Origin of the sequence: Candidatus Didemnitutus sp. (assembly GCA_019634575.1) — a bacterium.
In the GTDB taxonomy this organism is placed as follows: Bacteria; Verrucomicrobiota; Verrucomicrobiia; order Opitutales; family Opitutaceae; genus Didemnitutus.
This window is the reverse complement of record JAHCAY010000001.1, coordinates 2,850,569-2,868,969: the sequence shown is the minus strand read 5'-3', so window position 1 is coordinate 2,868,969 and position 18,401 is coordinate 2,850,569. Positions and strand designations below refer to the sequence as shown.

At 66.1% G+C, this 18,401-nt stretch carries 17 protein-coding genes; 11 read left to right on the top strand and 6 right to left on the bottom strand.

Features of this window, described 5'->3' with window-relative positions; all coding sequences use genetic code 11:
* Entirely contained in the window at positions 1-1,752 is a 1,752-nt protein-coding gene (locus tag KF715_12010) for an aminotransferase class I/II-fold pyridoxal phosphate-dependent enzyme (GenBank protein MBX3737411.1), read from the top strand.
* On the opposite strand, the gene KF715_12005 is transcribed toward KF715_12010, so the two are convergent.
* Positions 1,736-2,146, bottom strand: coding sequence for a hypothetical protein (locus tag KF715_12005; protein MBX3737410.1), 411 nt, complete (start codon positions 2,144-2,146; stop codon positions 1,736-1,738). The two genes, KF715_12010 and KF715_12005, sit on opposite strands and share 17 nt — an antisense overlap.
* Before the next feature lie 91 nt (positions 2,147-2,237).
* A complete protein-coding gene (locus KF715_12000) occupies positions 2,238-2,819 on the bottom strand; it encodes a YceI family protein (protein MBX3737409.1) in 582 nt (193 codons plus the stop codon).
* Positions 2,820-2,939: 120 nt separating this feature from the next.
* Between KF715_12000 and KF715_11995 the strand changes: the two genes are divergently transcribed.
* On the top strand, positions 2,940-3,422 hold the full coding sequence (locus KF715_11995) for a DUF962 domain-containing protein (protein ID MBX3737408.1): 483 nt from the start codon (positions 2,940-2,942) through the stop codon (positions 3,420-3,422).
* 39 nt (positions 3,423-3,461) lie between these two features.
* Here the strand turns inward: KF715_11995 and KF715_11990 are convergent, their stop codons facing one another.
* The 4 genes from KF715_11990 to KF715_11975 all read right to left on the bottom strand — a co-directional run bounded on the left by KF715_11990 (position 3,462) and on the right by KF715_11975 (position 8,245).
* A complete protein-coding gene (locus tag KF715_11990) occupies positions 3,462-4,916 on the bottom strand; it encodes a Gfo/Idh/MocA family oxidoreductase (GenBank protein ID MBX3737407.1) in 1,455 nt (484 codons plus the stop codon).
* Between the two features lie 284 nt (positions 4,917-5,200).
* Positions 5,201-5,665, bottom strand: a complete 465-nt coding sequence (locus KF715_11985) for a hypothetical protein (protein ID MBX3737406.1) — start codon at positions 5,663-5,665, stop codon at positions 5,201-5,203.
* Positions 5,666-5,768: 103 nt separating this feature from the next.
* On the bottom strand, positions 5,769-6,839 hold the full coding sequence (locus tag KF715_11980) for a TonB family protein (GenBank protein MBX3737405.1): 1,071 nt from the start codon (positions 6,837-6,839) through the stop codon (positions 5,769-5,771).
* Positions 6,840-6,865: 26 nt separating this feature from the next.
* Positions 6,866-8,245 (bottom strand): TonB family protein, encoded by a 1,380-nt coding sequence (locus tag KF715_11975; protein ID MBX3737404.1) that lies wholly within the window; start codon positions 8,243-8,245, stop codon positions 6,866-6,868.
* 164 nt (positions 8,246-8,409) lie between these two features.
* Here KF715_11975 and KF715_11970 point away from each other — a divergent pair, with 164 nt between their 5' ends.
* The 9 genes from KF715_11970 to KF715_11930 all read left to right on the top strand — a co-directional run bounded on the left by KF715_11970 (position 8,410) and on the right by KF715_11930 (position 18,178).
* Entirely contained in the window at positions 8,410-9,264 is an 855-nt protein-coding gene (locus KF715_11970) for a hypothetical protein (GenBank protein MBX3737403.1), read from the top strand.
* Positions 9,265-9,273: 9 nt separating this feature from the next.
* Complete coding sequence (locus tag KF715_11965) at positions 9,274-10,161, top strand: hypothetical protein (protein ID MBX3737402.1); 888 nt, start codon at positions 9,274-9,276, stop codon at positions 10,159-10,161.
* Between the two features lie 159 nt (positions 10,162-10,320).
* Positions 10,321-11,184 (top strand): alpha/beta hydrolase, encoded by an 864-nt coding sequence (locus KF715_11960; GenBank protein MBX3737401.1) that lies wholly within the window; start codon positions 10,321-10,323, stop codon positions 11,182-11,184.
* A gap of 120 nt (positions 11,185-11,304) precedes the next feature.
* Complete coding sequence (locus KF715_11955; protein MBX3737400.1) at positions 11,305-12,939, top strand: glycine--tRNA ligase; 1,635 nt, start codon at positions 11,305-11,307, stop codon at positions 12,937-12,939.
* A gap of 222 nt (positions 12,940-13,161) precedes the next feature.
* Positions 13,162-13,605 carry a hypothetical protein gene (locus tag KF715_11950; GenBank protein ID MBX3737399.1) on the top strand — a complete coding sequence of 148 codons (444 nt, stop codon included), beginning with the start codon at positions 13,162-13,164 and terminating at the stop codon, positions 13,603-13,605.
* 13 nt (positions 13,606-13,618) lie between these two features.
* Positions 13,619-15,106, top strand: coding sequence for a type I restriction-modification system subunit M (locus KF715_11945; protein ID MBX3737398.1), 1,488 nt, complete (start codon positions 13,619-13,621; stop codon positions 15,104-15,106).
* Positions 15,103-15,945, top strand: a complete 843-nt coding sequence (locus KF715_11940; GenBank protein MBX3737397.1) for a hypothetical protein — start codon at positions 15,103-15,105, stop codon at positions 15,943-15,945. The genes KF715_11945 and KF715_11940 overlap by 4 nt, the downstream gene beginning before the upstream one ends.
* Positions 15,942-16,958: a virulence RhuM family protein gene (locus tag KF715_11935; GenBank protein MBX3737396.1), complete on the top strand. Its 1,017-nt coding sequence runs from the start codon at positions 15,942-15,944 to the stop codon at positions 16,956-16,958. Before KF715_11940 ends, KF715_11935 begins: the two co-directional genes overlap by 4 nt.
* A complete protein-coding gene (locus KF715_11930; GenBank protein MBX3737395.1) occupies positions 16,955-18,178 on the top strand; it encodes a restriction endonuclease subunit S in 1,224 nt (407 codons plus the stop codon). The genes KF715_11935 and KF715_11930 overlap by 4 nt, the downstream gene beginning before the upstream one ends.
* The last annotated feature ends 223 nt before the right edge of the window (positions 18,179-18,401 follow it).

Here is an 18,401-nt window from a genome sequence, read left to right as displayed (position 1 = left end):
ATGAACACCGCGCTTGTCCACCCCACTGCACCGCGCCGCCGCGAGACCGCCGCACGCTTCTCCCTCGAACTCGCCGACGCTTCCGACCGCGGGCAACTCGCCCGCTTGCGCCACGATGTCTACGCGCAGGAGCTCGGCCAGCACACGCCCAACGCCACCGGCCGCCTCGGCGATGCGCTCGATCCGCATGTCTTCAATCTCGTGGCGCGCATCGATGACACCATCGCCGGCTTCGTCAGCATCACGCCGCCCTCCGCGCCCTCGCTCTCGCTCGACAAATACTTCACGCGCGACGCCCTGCCGTTCCGCATCGACGCCCAACTCCACGAAGTCCGCCTGCTCACGGTGTTGAAACCCCATCGCGGCCGCGAGATCGCGCTGCTGCTGATGTATGCCGCGCTCCGCTGGGTCGAGGCGCACGGCGGCACCCGCATCGCCGCCATCGGCCGCCGCGAAGTGCTCGAACTCTATCGCCATGTCGGCCTCCGCCCGCTCGGCCTGACGACGCGCGCCGGCGCCGTGACCTACGAACTCATGCTCGGCACGACCGACGAGCTGCGCGTCCGCGCCACGGAACACGCCACGCTGCTGGATCGCCTGGAAAGCGCGACCGAGTGGCGGCTCGCCTTTCCGTTTCGCAAACCCGCGGCCTGTTTTCACGGCGGCGCGTTCTTCCAGGCCATCGGCGAGGATTTCGCCGCGCTCGAACGGCGGCGCGACGTCATCAACGCCGACGTGCTCGACGCGTGGTTCGCCCCCGCACCGGAGGTGCTGACGACATTGCACGAACACCTCCCGTGGCTGCTGCGCAGCTCGCCTCCGACCGCCTGCGCCGGACTCATCGCGGCGCTCGCGTCCGCGCGCGGCGTGCAACCGGCCAACATCCTCGTCGGCGGCGGTTCCTCGGACCTGATTTTCCGCGCCTTCCGGCAATGGCTCACGCCCTCTGCACATGCACTGATTCTCGACCCGACCTACGGCGAATACGCCCACGTGCTCGAACGCGTGATCGGTTGTCACGTCGATCGGTTCGCGCTGCATCGCGCCGACGGTTACGCCGTCGATCCCGCACGCCTCGCGACCGCGCTCGGCGCGGGTTACGATCTCGTCGTCATCGTCAATCCAAACAGTCCCACCGGCCGGCATCTGCCGCGCGCGGTGCTCGAGCCGCTGCTCCGCAGCGCGCCGCCCTCCACGCGCGTGTGGATCGACGAGACCTACATCGAATACGCCGGCGGCGGAGCGGAGTCGCTGGAGACGTTCGCCGCTGGTTCGGAGAATGTCGTCGTGTGCAAATCCCTGTCGAAGGTCTACGCGCTCAGCGGCGCGCGCGCCGCCTACTTATGCGCGGGGCCGCACCAACTCGAGGCGTTGCGCGCCATCACGCCGCCGTGGGTCGTGGGTTTGCCCGCGCAGGTCGCCGCCGTGCGGGCCTTGCAGTATCCGTCCTACTACGCCGCGCGGTATCGCGAGACGCACACGCTGCGGGCCGAACTCGCGGCCGGTTTGCACGAGCTCGGCTGGGAGGTGCTGCCGGGCGTCGCGAACTTTCTGCTCTGCCATTTGCCCGCGGGCGGCCCGGGCGCCGCGACGGTCGTCGCGCAATGTCGCGAGCACGGCCTGTTTTTGCGCGATGCCGCGACCATGAGCCGCAGCCTCGGCACGCACACGGTTCGCCTTGCCGTCAAAGACGCCGCGACGAACGCCCGGATGCTCGCAATCCTGCGCGAGGTGCTCAGCGAGCTGTCGTGAATACGCCGCGGCGCACCAGCCACGCCTGCGCCGCCGCGAGGAAAAAGTCCGTCAGCGGCACGCTGAGCCACGCGATCGGCAGCGCGCCACTCGCGATGGCCCAGGCGCTGTAGGCGCCGGCGGCGAGGCGGAAGAAGATCGTCAGTTCCAGCACATGCCGCAGCCGCGCGACGTCGCGCCGCCAGAGCGCCCAGAGATAACTGAACCCCACCGCCGCGACGAACGCGCCCACCCAGCGGAGGTAGATCGTCGGCTCCGCCGCGAGCGTGGCGGCGCCCATCAGCTTCAGCATCAGGTCGGGCAGGAAAACGAGGCCGAGGCCCGTGCCGAAATCCAGCGCGCCCGCGCCGAGCGCGAGCAGCGTGGCGATCAGCTCGAGTTTGTTCTTCGTCATCGGTTTGTCCGGGTGGAGGAAGCCGGGAGGTTTTCGCTTGGGCCGCCGGTGGCGAAATGCCTGCGCATACCGCTACCTCGGCATGAGCGTGTCACTCCGACGCGGCCACCGGCAGCGCGCCGACGAATTGGAAACGGATCGTCACGTCGGGATCGACGCTCGCGAGACCGAACTTGCGGAACTTCTTCAGGCCCCAGTTGCGATAGTCGATCGTCGTCTTGCCGGTGACGGTGTAGACGCCGTCCTGCATTTTCACGAGGACGGGAAACTCGACGAGCTGCGTCTGGCCGTGGAACGTGAGCTTGCCGCTGGCCTGGCCCTGGCCATCGGGCGCGAGTGCGAGCAGGCCGAGATCGAAGCTGCCTTCGGGTTCGCCGCCGCCGAGCCACTTGATCATCTCGGCGTCGCGGTCGGGATTGCCGGTCTTGAGGTCGGTAAATTTGAACTTCAGGAGGGCATCCTTGATCTTGCCGTTGGTGTCGAGCGGCAGGGTGAGTTCGTAGCGGTCGAGGTGGGCGACGAACGAGTGCATCGTGGCCTTCACGTCGACGTCGACGTAGGACTTCGAGCGGTCGAGCTTGAGCGCGCGCTCGGCCGAGGCGTCGACGGTGGCGGCGCGCGCGAGCGCGATGCCGAGGAGGGCGAGGACGGGGAGCCAGCGGAGCAGTTTCATGGGGCGAGAATGAGGGCGAATCTCCATGGACCGCAAATCCGCAGTGGTGTTGCGTGCGTGGAGAGTTATTCAAGGCCCACGGTGCGGCATGCCGCCGCGCCGCCCCCACTCCACGACCCCATGAGCGAGCGCAAGACAGCCGACCAATGGTTCGCCGAATACGGCGAGAGTCACCAGAACCACATCAACGAAACCATCCACTGGATCTGCGTGCCCACGATTTTCTACTGCGTGCTCGGCCTGATCTGGTCGATCCCGGTCGGCGGCGCGTTCGCCACGGCTATGCCGGGATTCAATTGGACGCAGCCGGTCGCGGTGGCGGTGCTGTTCTTCTATCTGCGACTCTCGATCCCGCTCGCGATGGGGATGTTCCTGTTCATGAGCGCGTGCTACGCGCTGATCGAGTGGCAGGCAGGCTCGGGTTGCCCGGTGCCGATTTGGAAAAGCTGCCTCGCGCTCTTCGTGCTGGCGTGGATCGGGCAGTTCATCGGGCACAAGATCGAGGGCAAGAAACCGTCGTTCTTCCACGACGTGGTGTTCCTGCTCATCGGCCCGGCGTGGCTGATGCACTTCGTCTACCGGCGGCTCGGCTGGCGGTATTGAAAAGCAAAAGGCCCGCCGCCGGGCGGGCCTTCGTCTTTTTCACGGCGACCAGGCACGCTTCGGCGGCATCGGGAGCGGGCCGCTTCGCGAGGGCATCGGCGCGTAAACCGGGCGGCCGAGGCCGGCAACGAGCTTGGTGACGTCCACCGGCTGGCCGGTCTTGAAACAGAGGTTCGCGGACGCGCCGATGAGCATCGACGCCGCGCCGGCGCGTTCATCGGCGGCACGGAGGTATTTGTCGGCGGGCGGATGCGGGAGGAAAAGATCGTCGAGCATCACCTTGTCGCCGCCGCCGTGACCGCCGGTGCCGGTCCACGGCTCGATGTCGCGCGCGGTGCCGCGGAGCGGAATCACGCGCGTGGTCACGCCGCCACCCGCGAGCTTGCCGTCGGGCGAATCGCCGGCGCCGGTGTAGACGGACTCGACGTCGCTGTGTTCGAGGCGGCCGAGCGTTCCGTTGAAGACGACGTGGTAGCCTTCCCACGCGTTGAAGGCGTTGAGCGAGTAGCTGAGCGTCGTGCGATCGTCGTAGCCGACGATGACGTTCATCGTGTCCTCGATGTCGATGCGCGGATGGAAGACGCAGCGGTCGCGGAAGTAGCCGTCGTAGCCTTCCTGATCGAGGTAGAGCTCCTTGAGTTTCGGGCTGGCCGCGAGACTCAGGAAGAACCCGCACTTCTCCTGTTCGGGACACGTGTGGCAGCGCTCGTGGTGCGACTCGAGGCCGAAGCGCTTCGCCATTTCCGGCGTGTAGAATTCGCGCTTGCCGGCGGCGGTGACGCTCACCGGCACGGCACCGAGCCACCAGTTCACGAGGTCGAAGTGGTGCGTGGCCTTGTGCACCATGAGGCCGCCGGAGTTCTTCTTCTCGCCGTGCCAGCGGCGGAAGTAGTCCGCGCCGTGGTGGGTGTTGAGCATCCAGTGGAAATCCACCGAACGCACCTCGCCGATGACGCCGGACATGAGCAGGTCCTTCACCTGCGTGCGGTGCGGCGAGTAGCGGTAGTTGAAAAGCACGCGAAGGTGTTTTCCGGAGCGGGCGCAGGCGTCGATGATGCGCTGGCATTTCTCCGCGTCGGTCGTCATCGGCTTCTCAGTGATCGCGTCGACGCCGGCGTCGAGCGCGGCGACGAGGTAATCGACGTGTGTGGCGTCGACCGTCGTGACGATGACCGCGTCGGGCTTCGTCTCGGCGATCATCTTCAGGAAATCGGTGTGGAGATAGCCGCGCGGGATCGGAGCATCGTTTTTGCCGGAGCGGAGCTGCGCGACCTTTATGCGGCCGGGGTTGAGGTCGCAGACGGCGACGAGCTCGGCGTGCTCGCGGTAGGTTTTCTCGATCGCGTCCTGATACATGAAGTGGCGCGAGCCGAGCCCCACGATGGCATAGCGGCGGCGCGAGGTCGTGGGCTCCGCCGAGAAGAGTTGCGCGCCACCCAACGCGAGGCCCGCGCCGGCGACCGAAACGGTTTTCAGGAAATCGCGCCGCGCCATCGCGGCGCCCGGGGTGGGGTGCGGGGTCTGCATCGTGGCGAGATCCATAGTCCACCACGCGCCGCTCCGCAATGCCGCGAGTGAACGGACGGTTCGCTAATGAACATCAGCGTCCCGCGCCCCGGAGCGCGCGAAACCCGCGGGACAGTTTCCCGCCAGTTGGCGGGGTGTCGGTGGTCGCCGACGTCCCGGCGGCGACACGAACGTCTCTCCCGGCTCCGCTGCTAAGGCGCCGCCGAGACGTCGGCGCCCACCTCAATCCGACGGCGATACATTCGGTCGTCTCAACCGCGCCCGCCACGCAGGATGACGACGTTGGCGAGGTCGTTCTTCTCGAACTCCTGCCAGTAGCGCTCCTCGATCTTCTTCAACTCGTCCTCGGCCGAGGGCGGCGGCTCGACGCCGGGCGTCTCGATCGCACGCTTCGCCGCGGCGCCGGCCTGGTCGCGGTCGGCGAGGCGCTGGACGAATTCGTGCCAGAAGGCGTCGTTCTGGAAATCGAGCTGGATCTCCTTCATGCGCTCGTCCTCGGCGAGTTTCGGCGCGGGCTGGAGCGTGCCGTCGGTGCGCTCCTCGACGAGGTCGGCGCAACCCATCTCGGTCGCCATCTCCATCAGGCGCTGGTCGAGATCGAAGTAGCGTTTCGCCGCGGCGGTGTCCTCGCCTTGGTAGCCGGTGACGACCCACATGCCGAGGTGGGCGAGTTCGAGGAGCTGGCGGTATTCCTTCGCGGTGAACGAGACTTTCATGGCGAGGGCCAACCGTTGCCCGCGCCCCGCGCCCCGCAAGCGCGAAGTGGGCGCGGCGGACGCCAATCATCCGCCCCGTCGGTCCAGAGCGCCGCCGCCGCGCTCAAGGCTTCGGCGCCGGGGCGTCGTGGAGCTTGAAGGTGATCGGGATCTGCGCGCGCACGACGACGGGCTTGCCGTCTTTCATCGGCACGGAGAACCGCCACGCGGCCACTGCCTGCGCGGCGGCGTAGCCGAACTCCGGCGCCGTCGCCGACACGATCCGCGGCAGCTGCGCATCGCCTTTCTCGTCGACGTAGAACTCGATCTCCGCCTCGCCATCCTGGCCGCTTGCGCGCAACGCGCTCGGATAAACCGGCATCCGCCGCGTCAGCGGTTGCAAACGGCCGTCGAGGTCCTTCAACGTCGCGAAAGTCCTGCCCTTCTGCAGCGCGCGGACGATCGCCAACGCCGAGTCGCTCACTGGCACATCGCCGAGTTGCGGGTAGAACTTATGTTCCAATCCGAGCGAGGCGCCCACCGGCGAACCGTCGGCCTTGCGCGCCGGCTGGAACTCCCAGGCGTCGATCGCCGCCTGCGCCGCCAGTCCCATCGCGGGCGTGGTTGCTTCCCGGACCTTGGCGGCGATCACCCGGCCATCGGTCCCCACGACGAAGCCCACGTGCGTTTTGCCATGGGTTCCCTTCATCAGGTCGTCGAAAGGATAAACTGGGTAAGCCGTGTTGAGCGGTTCGGGCGCGATATCCCACTGCAACGCCGGCGGGAGGCTCGCGTGATTCTTCGACTTGCCGACCTGCCAGAGATTCTGACCGGAACCATCGAGCATGAACGGAATATCGATCTCGCAACGCGTGTTCACGGGTCGGCCGTTTTTCTTGCCCGGCGTGAAAGTCCACTTGCTCACGGCGTCCAGCGCCGGTCGCTCGAAATACGGATTGTTCGACCGCCTCACCTGCGCCGCCACCACGCGGCCCTCGGAATTCACGATGAAGGCGATCGTGACGCGCCCGACCAAGCCGGCCGCGCGCATGTCGTAGGGATAGACCGGCGGGACCTGCCGCTTCACTCGCGGCACTTCGTCGAGCTGGCCGATGGGGAATTCTTCGGGCGCCTGCGCCCAAGCCGCCAGCGCCAGGCACGCGCTGGCCAGCCACATCCTTGTCAGTTTTTTCATGGGAAAATCTTTCCGCGCGACTGCGTTCACTTCTGCGGCGGCGTGAATCCGATCGGGATCTGCACGCGCACCGCCACCGCTTCGCCGCCGCGCTGCGGCGGCTCGAACACCCACTGGCTCACCGCGGTCGCCGCCGCCCAGCCGAACTCCGGCTGCGTCGCCGCCAACACCCGCGGCAGCCGCGCGCGCCCGTCGCGATCGATGATGAACTCGATGTCCGCCTTCCCCTCCGCCGCCGACTCCACCAACGCACTCGGATAAACCGGAAAACCGCGCCACACCACTGCCAGCGGACGATCCAGGCCCTTCGCCGACGGCACGCCTTCGCCGCCGGGCGCCAGCGCCTCCGCGAGCCGCTTCAACGCGCCCTCTGTCGGCCGCGCGAAGCTCCACGTCACCGCGAGTTTCACCGGCACGCGCGCACCGCCCTGCATCGCCGGGCGAAACGTCCACCCATCGACCGCCGCCACGAGCGCCGCGCCGAACTCCGGCGCGGAGCACGACGTGAGCGCGAGGGCCGTGGCCACGCCGCGCGCATCGACCGTGAACGCCGCCTCCGCCGTGCCTTCCTCGCCCGCGAGCAGCTTTTCCAACGGATAAACCGGCTCCGTGATCACGAACGGCTCCGGCAACACCTCCGGCTCCGCGTCGACGACGCGAATGCCGTTCGCCGCGAGCATCTCCGCGCGCTTCGCGCCCACGCTGACGAATTCCGCCGGCGCCTCCATCTCCGAGCCGAGCGCCAGCAAACCCTGCCGCGCCGGCTCGAACGTCCAAGTGCGCGACACGCGCAACGCCTCCGCCACGAACGCCGCGTGCGACGCCCACAGCACGCGCGTGCCGGCGATCTTGCCGTCCGCACCGAGCTGGATCCGCAGATCGACGCGGCCGGGCAATTTGCGCGGATCGAGTTCCTCGGGGTAATCCGGATCGACGGCGCTGACGATCTTGGCGGCCCGTCGCTTCGCCGGGTGCGGCCACACGCGCTCGGGCGGCAACGCGCCGGGCGCGATCTTTGTCTTCGGCGCCAGCTGGAATTCCACCGGACCGACGAGCCCGAACGGCACCGGCTTCCCCTCGTCGAGACCCGGCTTGAACCGCCACTGGCGCACGGCCGCGAGCGCCGCCTCGTCGAACACCGCGTTGTCCGAGTGCGCCACGCGCGCCTCGGTCACGACGCCGTGTTCGTCCACCAGCATGTCCACGATCACGCGCCCCTCCTGTTTGGCGGCGCGCGCCGCGACCGGATAGACTGGCGGCACCCACGCGCTCAACAGCGGCTCGCCCGACACGGCGAACGCCGCATCGGCTGCGACCGGAGCGTCCGCCCCGCAAACCGGAAGAAAAATACCGCCCAGGCAAAACCCGAAAAATCCCGGCACAAACCGGAAACGAAAGGAGATCATGCGCGCGCCTGGCCCAAAGCGCGCCCGAACCGTAGCGGCACCCGCGCGGCGCTGGCAAGCTCCCGCCGAAAACGCGCGCCGCACGACGCTCGCTCTGCCGCGTCTTCAGGATGGCGTCGCCCGCGAAACCGGAGGAAGATCGCCGCCGTCAACTTTCTCCAGCCATGCATTGGGTCCGGCCTGTCTCTGTCGCGGTCCTGTTGTTCGCCGGCGGCGAGCTGCGCGCTCGCGGCTTCTTCGATTTGCTCCTCGGCCAGCGCGATCTCGAGGTCATCACCGTCACCGACATGACGCCGGCCGGCAAAAAAATCGCCGCCGCCTCGAAAGAGCACCCGCAATACTACGTCGGCGTCAGCCTCGGCTTCCGCGATCTCGGCGCCCCCATGGGCGGCATCAAGGAGCCGCCGACCCACGACGCCCTGCGCTTCATCGCGACGGAACTCGCCAAGCAAGGCTACCTGCCCGCCACGCCCAAATCCCCGCCGCCCACGCTAGTCCTCGCCTACACCTGGGGCACGCTCAACAGCGACGTCCTGCCAACCGACCCCGATGCTCCGGGCGTCATCCGCAACCGCCCGCAAATCGTCCGCTTCCTCGGCGGCGCCAAGGTCGGCTTCACCCGGGACTTCTTCGACCCGCTCACCACGCCCGTCACCGGCCTGATGACGATGAGCTACGACGCCCGGAACCTCTACGAGATTTCGCAGGAAGATTTCTACATCATCGTCGTCAGAGCCTACGATCTCCACGCGCTGAAGGACAAACAGAAGCGCCTGCTCTGGATGACGCGCATCGCCACACCGTCGCTCGGCTTCGTCCTCGGCGAGTCGATGCCCACCATGCTCGCAATCGCCGGCCCGCATTTCGGCCGCGAGACCGAGCGGCCCGTCTGGATGTCGGCCTCCGAGAAATTCAAACCGAACGTGAAGCTCGGCGAGTTGCAGCTCGTCGAATACCTCGGCAACGCGCCGCTCGAAGTGCTCGACCGCTCCAAGGACGCCCGGAAACCGAAACGCTGAAAACACCCCATGACCCGCCTGCCCCAACTCCTCGTCGCGAATCTCGCTCTGCTCTCCCTCGCCCTCGCGCCGGCGGCGCACGCGGGCCCGTTCGATTTTCTCCACGGGCCGCGCGCGCTCGATATCTACACCGTCACCGACATGACGGAGAGCGGCCGCGCCTACCCGTCACCCACGCCGCAACAGCCGCAGTATTACCGCGCCGTCAGCCTCGGCCACCGCGACATCGGCGCCGCCATCGCCGGCGACCCCACGCCGCCGGATGACGTCGCCGTGCAGATCATCGCCCGCGAACTCGCCAAACTCGGCTACCTCCCCGCCTCCGACAAAACTCCGCCGCCCACGCTCGTGCTCGTGTTCGCCTGGGGCACGCTCAACGCCGACATCCGCCCGTCGATGAAACTCGGCTTCCCGAGTGCGCAAATGAACCGCCAGCAGATCGTCCGCTTCCTCGGCGGCGAGAAGCTCGGCATCACGAAGGATAACTACAACGGCAGCCTGATGCCGTCCTCTTTCTCCATGCGGCTGATGGATCACGAGGCGCGGGATTTCTACGCCGCCGGCGCCGACAGCTACTACATCGCCGTCGTCACCGCCTACGACCTCGCCGCGATGGAGCGCAACCCGACCGTGACGCTCGACCACCTCTGGATCACCCGCATCGCCTGCCCGACCAACGGCGTGACGCTGCCCGACGTGTTGCCCGCCATGCTCGCCATCGCCGGTCCACACCTCGGCCGCGAAACGCCGCGCCCCGTGCGCACCGTCACCCCGCTCGGCCCGCGCGGCACAGTGCATTACGGCGAATTGCAGGTCGTCGAATACCTCAGCAGCTCCTCCTCGGAAGCGCGCGACCGCTCCGGCAGCTCGACGCAGCCCGCTCCGAAGAAAAATTAGCGCGCCGTGCCCGGTGCCCGATCCTTCACGCAAAAATCGCGGCACTCGTCTCGACTATCGGGGCCACGCGCCGATCGGCGCGACCCGCGCGAACGCGTGCGTTTCTTCACGCAACCTTTCACGGAGGAGCGGGTCGCAGCGAGTCCTACACCACCAGCTATGAATCGTTCCTCCGCGGCGTCCGTCGCCGGCGTTCCCTTCACCCGCGCCGGCGTGTCGCGCGGCCTCTTTCTTGGCGGCGTTGCGCTGCTCGTATTCGCTCTGGGCGGCTGCCAAACCGCCACCGCCGGCAGTGCCGCAGCCGACTCCTGCTCCGGCACGGCGGGCCGCGACACCGGCCGCCCGACCGTGGTCTTCGAAGCGGGCTTGGGCGACGGCGCCTCGGTCTGGAGCCAAGTCGCGCCCGCCATCGCGAACGACACGCGCATCTACACCTACAGCCGGCGCGGCTACGGCGTAAGCCTGCCCGCTCTGGGCGACCGCAGCGGCGCGCGCGCCATCGAGGAGCTGCGCGAGCGCTTGCGCGCCGAGGGGCTGCATCCGCCCTATGTGCTCGTCGGCCACTCGCTCGGCGGGCTCTACGTGCACCTCTTCGCCAAGCTCCATCCCGACGAGGTCGCCGGCCTCGTGCTGGTCGATCCCACGCCGCCCGACCACACCACGAACATGAAAGCCGAGCAGCCCGCGCAATACGCGCTGCTGCAAACCCTCCTCACGCTCCAAGCCGCCACGACCGGCGGAGCCGAATTCCGCTCGCTCCCCGAGACCTCGCGCCAATGGCACGCCGCGCCCGCGCCGCGTTGCCCGGCCATCCTGCTCTCCGCCCAACGCCCGCAACTGGGCGAGTCCGAGTCCTTCGTGGCCTTCAAAGTCCGCCATCAGCGCGAACTCGTCGCCGGCACGCCGAGCACGCAATTCCGCCTCGTGCCCGACAGCGGGCACTACATCCAGAAAGAGCGCCCCGATCTCGTGATCGCCGCCATCCGCGAAATCCTCGCGCAGACCGCAACCGCGCAAAAGTAGCCGCGACCGCGGGGTGCGCTTGGCGCCGTGCGCTGACCGACAGCGGCATTGACCGCCCTCGGCGCGCCGGCTTTGTTGGCCGACCGCTCGTCACATCCAGTGCAGGGCGGAAATCCAACCATGTCCAACAACTCCACCGAAAACCCGAATCTCATGGAAGCCCTCGTGTCGCTCGCGAAGCGCCGCGGCTTCATCTACCAGTCGTCCGAAATCTACGGCGGCCTCAACGGATTCTTCGACTACGGTCCGCTCGGCGTGGAGCTCAAGCGCAACATCCGCGAGTGCTGGTGGCGCGACATGGTGCACCGCCGCGACGACGTCGTCGGCATCGAGACCTCGATCATCATGCACCCGAAGGTCTGGGAAGCCTCCGGCCACGTCGCCGGCTTCACCGACCCGCTCGTGGACTGCAAGGCGAGCAAGCAGCGGTATCGCGCGGACCAGTTGTTTTTCGCGGCGGTCGTTGTGGAGTTCGAAAGCAAAGAGGCCTTCGATGCCGCGGAAGCTCTGTTTCACAAAGGACTCATGTCCGAAAGCAAAGCCGCTAACGTGTTCTTCGGGCCAGAACGCGACCTACACGCTCGCATTGGCTATGTTTCGGCTCTCGAAAGCGAACGCACTGCGGAGGAACTTCAAGAAAACGCGGAGAAGCTTAAACGTAAGCTAGGCATTCGCGGCAAACTACGTCCTGTCCATATCCGCGAGTTCACCGAAGCGACCGCCGAGGAGATCCCGCTCATCCCCTCGCCCGCCACCGGCGAGCCCGGCAGCCTCACGCCGCCGCGCGCCTTCAACATGATGTTCGAGACCAACGTCGGCGCGCTGAAGGACGCCTCGTCGGTCGCCTACCTCCGCCCCGAGACCGCGCAGGGCATGTTTGTCGATTTCAAGAACGTCGTGGACACCACGCGCGTGAAGCTCCCCTTCGGCATCGCGCAAATCGGCAAGTCGTTCCGCAACGAAATCACGCCGCGCAACTTCATCTTCCGCTCCCGCGAGTTCGAGCAGATGGAGATGGAATACTTCATCCACCCCGACGCCGACTGGCTCGCCTGCCACGAGGAGTGGCTGAAGTGGTGCCAGGACTGGTTGAAGTCCATCGGCCTGCCCGAGTCGCACCTCTCGCTGCACGAGCACCCGAAGGAGAAACTCGCGTTCTACTCGCGCCGCACGGTGGACATCATGTTCAAGTATCCGTTCGGCGTGCAGGAACTCTGGGGCATCGCCGCGCGCTCCGACTACGATCTGCAGCAGCACCAGAAATTCTCCGGCGTGCCGCAGGTGTTCTTCGACGAAGCCGCGAAGGCCAAAGTCGTCCCGCACGTCATCGAGCCTGCGGTCGGCGTTGATCGCATCTTCCTCGCCGTGCTCGCCTCCGCCTACGACGTCGAGGACGTGAAGGACGAGAAGGGCAACGTCGAGCAGCGCACCGTGCTCCGCCTCTCCCCGCGCATCGCCCCGACGAAGGTCGCCGTGCTCCCGCTGCTCAAGAACAAGGAAGCGCTCACCAGCCGCGCCAAGGCACTCTACACGAAACTCAAGAAACGCTACGCCGTGCAATACGACGACGGCGGCGCCATCGGTAAGCGTTACCGCCGTCAGGACGAGGCGGGCACGCCGTGGTGCGTGACGATCGACTTCGACACGATCGAAAAGCCCGGCGACACCTTCACTCTCCGCGAGCGCGACTCGATGAGCCAGAAACGCATCACCGAAGCCGAACTCTTCGCGCTGCTCGAAGAGCAGGTCTACTGAATCAGTAGCGGTGCTCGTGATGCATAAATACTGATTTGTAGCTTTACAACGCACGACTGACACTACTGAGTGTCTGTCGTGCCGTTCATCTCCCAGTTCTGTCGCGTTCGCGCCGGAGTGACCCTTCGAGGGCAAGACTCGGCGCGCCCTTCCGAAAACGGCCGACTCCGCCTGATCCGCATTGGTGATGTGTCGGAGGATGGGACGATCGCAGAAGGGTCCGTGATTTCGATCCAGCCGCGCGATCGCGTTGCCCCGGAGCAATTCCTCCATGCCGGCCACGTCATCGTGGCGGCGCGGGGCGGCCGCAATACCGCCGCCGCCTACGACCTGCCCTTCTCCAACGCGATCGTCGGCACGCAATTCTTCGTGTTGGAGGTCGATCCCGCCGTCGATCCCCACTTTGTCGCGTGGTTCCTGCGCTCGGAACGGATCCGCCGCTACTTCGACACCCGCCGCAAAGGCAGCCACGTGCAATTGATCCAGCTGACCGATCTCGCCGAGATCGACGTTCCGCTGCCGCCGCTCGACGTCCAGCGAAAGCTCGTCGAGTTCGCCCGTCTCACCGCCGAGGAGCGCGCCCTCTCCGCCCGCCTCGCCGACCTTCGCTCCCGTTATTTCGACGAACTCCTCCATCACCGCGCTTTCGCCGGCCACTCTTCCTGACCCGCTGTTCCCCATGAAATTTTCCCAACGCGAAATCAACGAGGTCGCTTGGCGCGCCTGCGACACCTTCCGCGGCGTCATCGATCCGTCGGACTACAAGAACTACATCCTCGTGATGCTGTTCCTGAAATACGTCTCGGACGTCCTGAAAGATCACCGCGCCCGCTACCTCGCCGAGTTCGGCGGCGACGAGGAGCGCGTGCAACGCCGCCTCTCCCGCGAGCGCTTCGTTCTGCCGGCCGGAGCCGACTTCGACAGCCTCTACACCCAGCGCAACGCACCCGACATCGGCCAGCGCATCGACATTGCCCTCGACCAGATCGAGGAAGCCAACAAGGCCAAACTCGAAGGCGTTTTCCGCGAGGTCAGCTTCAACTCCGAAAACAAGCTCGGCCAGACCAAGGACCGCAACGCGCGCCTTAAGCACCTCCTCGAGGATTTCAACGACGAGCGCCTCGACCTGCGCCCTTCCGTCGTCGGCTCCGAGGACGTCATCGGCAACGTCTACGAATACCTCCTGGAAAAATTCGCCTCCGACGCCGGCAAGAAAGCCGGCGAATTCTACACGCCCGGCCAGGTCTCGACGCTCCTCGCCAAACTCCTCGCCGCCAAGAAGGGCGACACCATCTGCGACCCCGCCTGCGGCTCCGGCTCCCTGCTCATCAAGGTCGGCCGCGAAGCCGACGAGCGCGACTTCGCCCTCTTCGGCCAGGAATCCAACGGCACCACCCACGCCCTCTGCCGCATGAACATGTTCCTGCACGGCATGGACAGCTTCCGCATCGAGTGGGGCGACACCCTCCGCCACCCGCGCCTCGTCGAAGGCGACCGGCTCCTGAAGTTCGACATTGTCGTCGCGAACCCGCCCTTCTCGCTCGAAAAATGGGGCCACGAAGACGCCGGCGCCGACCCGTTCAACCGCTACCACCGCGGCCTCCCGCCGCGCAGCAAAGGCGACTACGCCTTCATCACCCACATGATCGAGACCGCCCGCCCCGGCACCGGCCGCGTCGGCGTCATCGTCCCCCACGGCGTGCTCTTCCGCGGCGCCGCCGAGGGCCGCGTCCGCCAAAAGCTCATTCAGGAAAACCTCCTCGAAGCCGTCATCGGCCTGCCCGCCAATCTCTTCTTCGGCACCGGCATCCCCGCCGCCATCCTACTTTTCAACAAGGGCAAGACCCACGGCGACGTCCTCTTCATCGACGCCTCGCGCGACTACGCCGAGGACAAGAACCAGAACCGGCTCACCGACGACCACATCGCCCGCATCGTCGCCACCTACCGGGATTTCAAGACCGTCGAAAAATACGCCTACCGCGCCACGCCGCAGGAAATCACCGACAACGACTACAACCTGAACATCCCGCGCTACGTGGACACCTTCGAGGAGGAAGCCGAGATCGACCTCGCCGCCGTGAAACAGGAAATCGCCACCCTCGAACACGACCTCGACGCCGTCCGCCGGAAAATGGACAGCTACCTCAAGGAACTCGGACTATGAGCACCGTTCCATCCCAACCCACTCCCGAAACGCTCGAGCAAGTCGTCGAAGACGCGTTGGCGAAATACGCCGTCACAGGTGTGTGGCGACGCGAACCCCCGCTCACTGCCGCATTGCTCGTCGAGCTGAAACTCGCGTTCGCCACTCAGGCGATTTCCACCGTCGGTGGCGCCCGCGTGCTCTTCGATTGCTACGATTTCATCGGCGGTGAGGAGAAAATCTACGGCGACATCGGAATTCTCGTGAAACTCACGCTCTCTCCGGGGAAAACCCTCATCGGTTTCACCTCCCTCGAGGCCAAGCGCTCCTACGCGGAATCGGGCAAAGAGAAATACGCCGAGATCCGATTCGATCAGTTGAAGCGCCATCGCGAGGCCACCCGGCATCATCACGTTTTGCTCTACTCTCAGACGCCGGTGCCGCTCAAATCCGGCGGAAACCCGGTTCGGGCTCTGGTTGTTCCGACCGATTTGGTCATCGAACTACATACCCGAACCGCCGCGATCGAAGCCTCCGGCGTCCGCTTCGCCGCACAATTCGAGCGCTACCTCCTCGGCCACGATCTCGACTTCGCCGGCGACGTCGTGAAAGAGGCCAAGGCCGGCGCGAAACCTTACCGGCACCTCATCGCCGCCCACATCAGCTACGCGCACGCCGTCCAGCTGAGCTTGGCTGAGATCATTCCCAACCCCGCCGTCTACCACTCGATCGGCTCAGAGCTGGATCCACCGCAAAATCCGATTCGGCCATCCCGCGGGCCTGACGAGCCAAACGCTCCGTCTGCGCGGCCGCTGCCGACGCTCAAACCCAAGGGCCCTTCGCAGGGGATTCCTCGATGACCGCCGCTGGCTCCAAGATCATCCTCTACTCCACCGCCGATGGCCGGCCGGATATCCGCCTGCGCGCCGAGGATGGCTCCGTCTGGCTCTCCCAAGCCGAGATCGCCGACCTGTTCGACACCTCGGTGCCCAACGTCAACATCCACCTCCGCAACATCTTCAAGGACGGTGAACTGCAGGAACCTTCAGTTCTTAAGGAATCCTTAATCACTGCCGCCGACGGCAAGGCCTACCGCACCAAGCTCTACAACCTCGAGGCCGTCCTCGCCGTCGGCTACCGCGTCAAAAGCCCCCGCGGCACCCAATTCCGCCAATGGGCCACCGCCCACCTCGCCGAATACCTCGTGAAGGGCTTCGTCCTGAACGACGAACGCCTCAAAAACCCCGGCGGCTGGGACTACTTCGACGAACTGCTCGCGCGCATCCGCGAGATCCGCGCCTCCGAGAAACGCTTCTACCAAAAAGTCCGCGACCTCTTCGCCCTCAGCACCGACTACGCCGCCGACCCCGACGCCGCCACCCGCTTCTTCGCCGAGGTGCAGAACAAGATGCTCTTCGCCGTCACCCGCCAGACCGCCGCCGAGCTCATCGTCGCCCGCGCCGATCCCGCCCGCCCCAACATGGCCCTCCAAACCTGGAGCGGCTCCCGCGTGCGCAAACACGACGTCATCGTGGCCAAGAACTACCTCACCCGCGACGAGATCGACGTGCTCAACCGCCTCGTCGTCATGTTCCTCGACTTCGGCGAACTGCGCACGCTGCAGAAACAACCGCTCCAACTCGCCGACTGGCGCACCCACGTCGACCGCCTCCTCCAGCTCAACGAGCGCTCCGTGCTCGCGAGCGCCGGCTCCGTCAGCCACGAACACGCCCGCCACGTCGCCGAAAACCGCTACGAGGAATTCGACACCCGCCGCCGCGCCACCGAAGCCCTCGAAGCCGACCGCGCGGACCTCGCCACACTCGAAGCGGCGGAGAAACAGCTGCGGGAGAAATCGGAGGCCGGAAAGTGAAACTTCCTCCGAAATGGGCTCTGCAATCATTGGACGATCTGGTCCATGAACTCGAAGCCGGCGTGAGTGTTAACGGTGAAGATGAACCCGCTCGCCCGCCAGAAGCTGGAGTGCTCAAAGTCAGTGCTGTTTCCGAAGGACGGTTTATTCCGTCAGAGAACAAACGCATTCTTGGGCGCGACATCTCAAGAGCAGCAACTCGGCCCCGCAAAGGCTCTATCTTGGTGAGTCGCAGCAACACCCCTTCCCTCGTGGGTGACAGTGCGCTCGTTACTTCGGAACACGGGCATCTCTTCTTGCCAGATAAGCTGTGGCAAATCGTCCTAAAACACCCCGATCAAGTCGCAACGGCTTGGCTAGCTCAGGTTCTCCAAACGCAGCGGGTTAGAACACATCTCATCCGATTGGCGACCGGGACCAGCGACTCGATGAAGAACATCTCGAAGCCTGCCTTCCTGTCGCTGGAAATTGCATGCCCTACCTTTCCCGAGCAGCAAAAGATCGCCGCCATCCTCGGCACGTGGGACGAGGCGCTGGAGAAACTCGACGCCCTCCTCGCCGCCAAGCAGCGCCGCAAACAGGCCCTCATGCAGCAGCTCCTCTCCGGCAAACGCCGTCTGCCGAAAACGAGCGGTGTGTGGCAACGCCGACGCCTCGGTTCTCTACTCGAACCGATTACCCGACCCGTGCCCAAACCGAACGCTTCGTTTTTGGCCGCCGGTGTTCGCAGTCACGGCCGCGGCATTTTCCTGAAACGGGATTTCGAACCGAAGGACATCGCCCTCGAAGAGCTGTATGAAATCCGGACCGACGATTTGGTGGTGAACATCACCTTCGCTTGGGAAGGCGCGGTTGCTATTGTTCCGCCGGAGGCCAATGGCGCTTTGGTTTCTCACCGCTTCCCCGCGTTCCGCGTCAATGAGGCTGAGTCCTGCCTGTCATTTCTGCGGCACTACATCTTGACGAAGCGTTTCGTGTTCGACTGCGGACTGGCTTCTCCGGGAGGCGCCGGTCGGAACCGCGTCCTGAGTAAAACGGCTTTCTTGGACATCGAACTCGCAGTTCCGCCCGTCGCCGAACAGCGGCGCATCGGCGACATCCTCGACGCCGCCGACGCCGAACTCCGTCTCCTGCGCCGGCAACGCGACGCGCTCGACCAGCAAAAGCGCGGCCTCATGCAGCAACTCCTCACCGGCCGCCTCCGCGTGAAGCCCGCCTGACTCCGCCCGCTCGTGAAAATGCCCACGCCCCGATTGGACCCGGACCGCGGCCACGCCGCGCGCTCCGCCCTCGGGGGTTCGAATCCCCCACCGGCCGCCGCGCACCTTGACAGTGCCCGGTGCTTGGGTTTTCGTGCGGCATCATCCCCGAACGTGTGCCGGACTTCGTTGCCGCGCCATGTCGGCCCCCCGCCGGTTACGACCGGCGGGCTTCTTTTTGCCC

Excerpts from the sequence above, each read along its gene's own strand:
- KF715_12000 (MBX3737409.1), bottom strand. The coding sequence starts at position 2,819 with ATGAAACTGCTCCGCTGGCTCCCCGTCCTCGCCCTCCTCGGCATCGCG.
- KF715_12010 (MBX3737411.1), top strand. The coding sequence starts at position 1 with ATGAACACCGCGCTTGTCCACCCCACTGCACCGCGCCGCCGCGAGACC.
- KF715_11940 (MBX3737397.1), top strand. The coding sequence starts at position 15,103 with ATGAGCACCGTTCCATCCCAACCCACTCCCGAAACGCTCGAGCAAGTC.
- KF715_11965 (MBX3737402.1), top strand. The coding sequence starts at position 9,274 with ATGACCCGCCTGCCCCAACTCCTCGTCGCGAATCTCGCTCTGCTCTCC.
- KF715_11960 (MBX3737401.1), top strand. The coding sequence starts at position 10,321 with ATGAATCGTTCCTCCGCGGCGTCCGTCGCCGGCGTTCCCTTCACCCGC.
- KF715_11975 (MBX3737404.1), bottom strand. The coding sequence starts at position 8,245 with ATGATCTCCTTTCGTTTCCGGTTTGTGCCGGGATTTTTCGGGTTTTGC.
- KF715_11990 (MBX3737407.1), bottom strand. The coding sequence starts at position 4,916 with ATGGCGCGGCGCGATTTCCTGAAAACCGTTTCGGTCGCCGGCGCGGGC.
- KF715_11980 (MBX3737405.1), bottom strand. The coding sequence starts at position 6,839 with ATGAAAAAACTGACAAGGATGTGGCTGGCCAGCGCGTGCCTGGCGCTG.
- KF715_12005 (MBX3737410.1), bottom strand. The coding sequence starts at position 2,146 with ATGACGAAGAACAAACTCGAGCTGATCGCCACGCTGCTCGCGCTCGGC.
- KF715_11995 (MBX3737408.1), top strand. The coding sequence starts at position 2,940 with ATGAGCGAGCGCAAGACAGCCGACCAATGGTTCGCCGAATACGGCGAG.
- KF715_11945 (MBX3737398.1), top strand. The coding sequence starts at position 13,619 with ATGAAATTTTCCCAACGCGAAATCAACGAGGTCGCTTGGCGCGCCTGC.
- KF715_11955 (MBX3737400.1), top strand. The coding sequence starts at position 11,305 with ATGTCCAACAACTCCACCGAAAACCCGAATCTCATGGAAGCCCTCGTG.
- KF715_11935 (MBX3737396.1), top strand. The coding sequence starts at position 15,942 with ATGACCGCCGCTGGCTCCAAGATCATCCTCTACTCCACCGCCGATGGC.
- KF715_11985 (MBX3737406.1), bottom strand. The coding sequence starts at position 5,665 with ATGAAAGTCTCGTTCACCGCGAAGGAATACCGCCAGCTCCTCGAACTC.
- KF715_11970 (MBX3737403.1), top strand. The coding sequence starts at position 8,410 with ATGCATTGGGTCCGGCCTGTCTCTGTCGCGGTCCTGTTGTTCGCCGGC.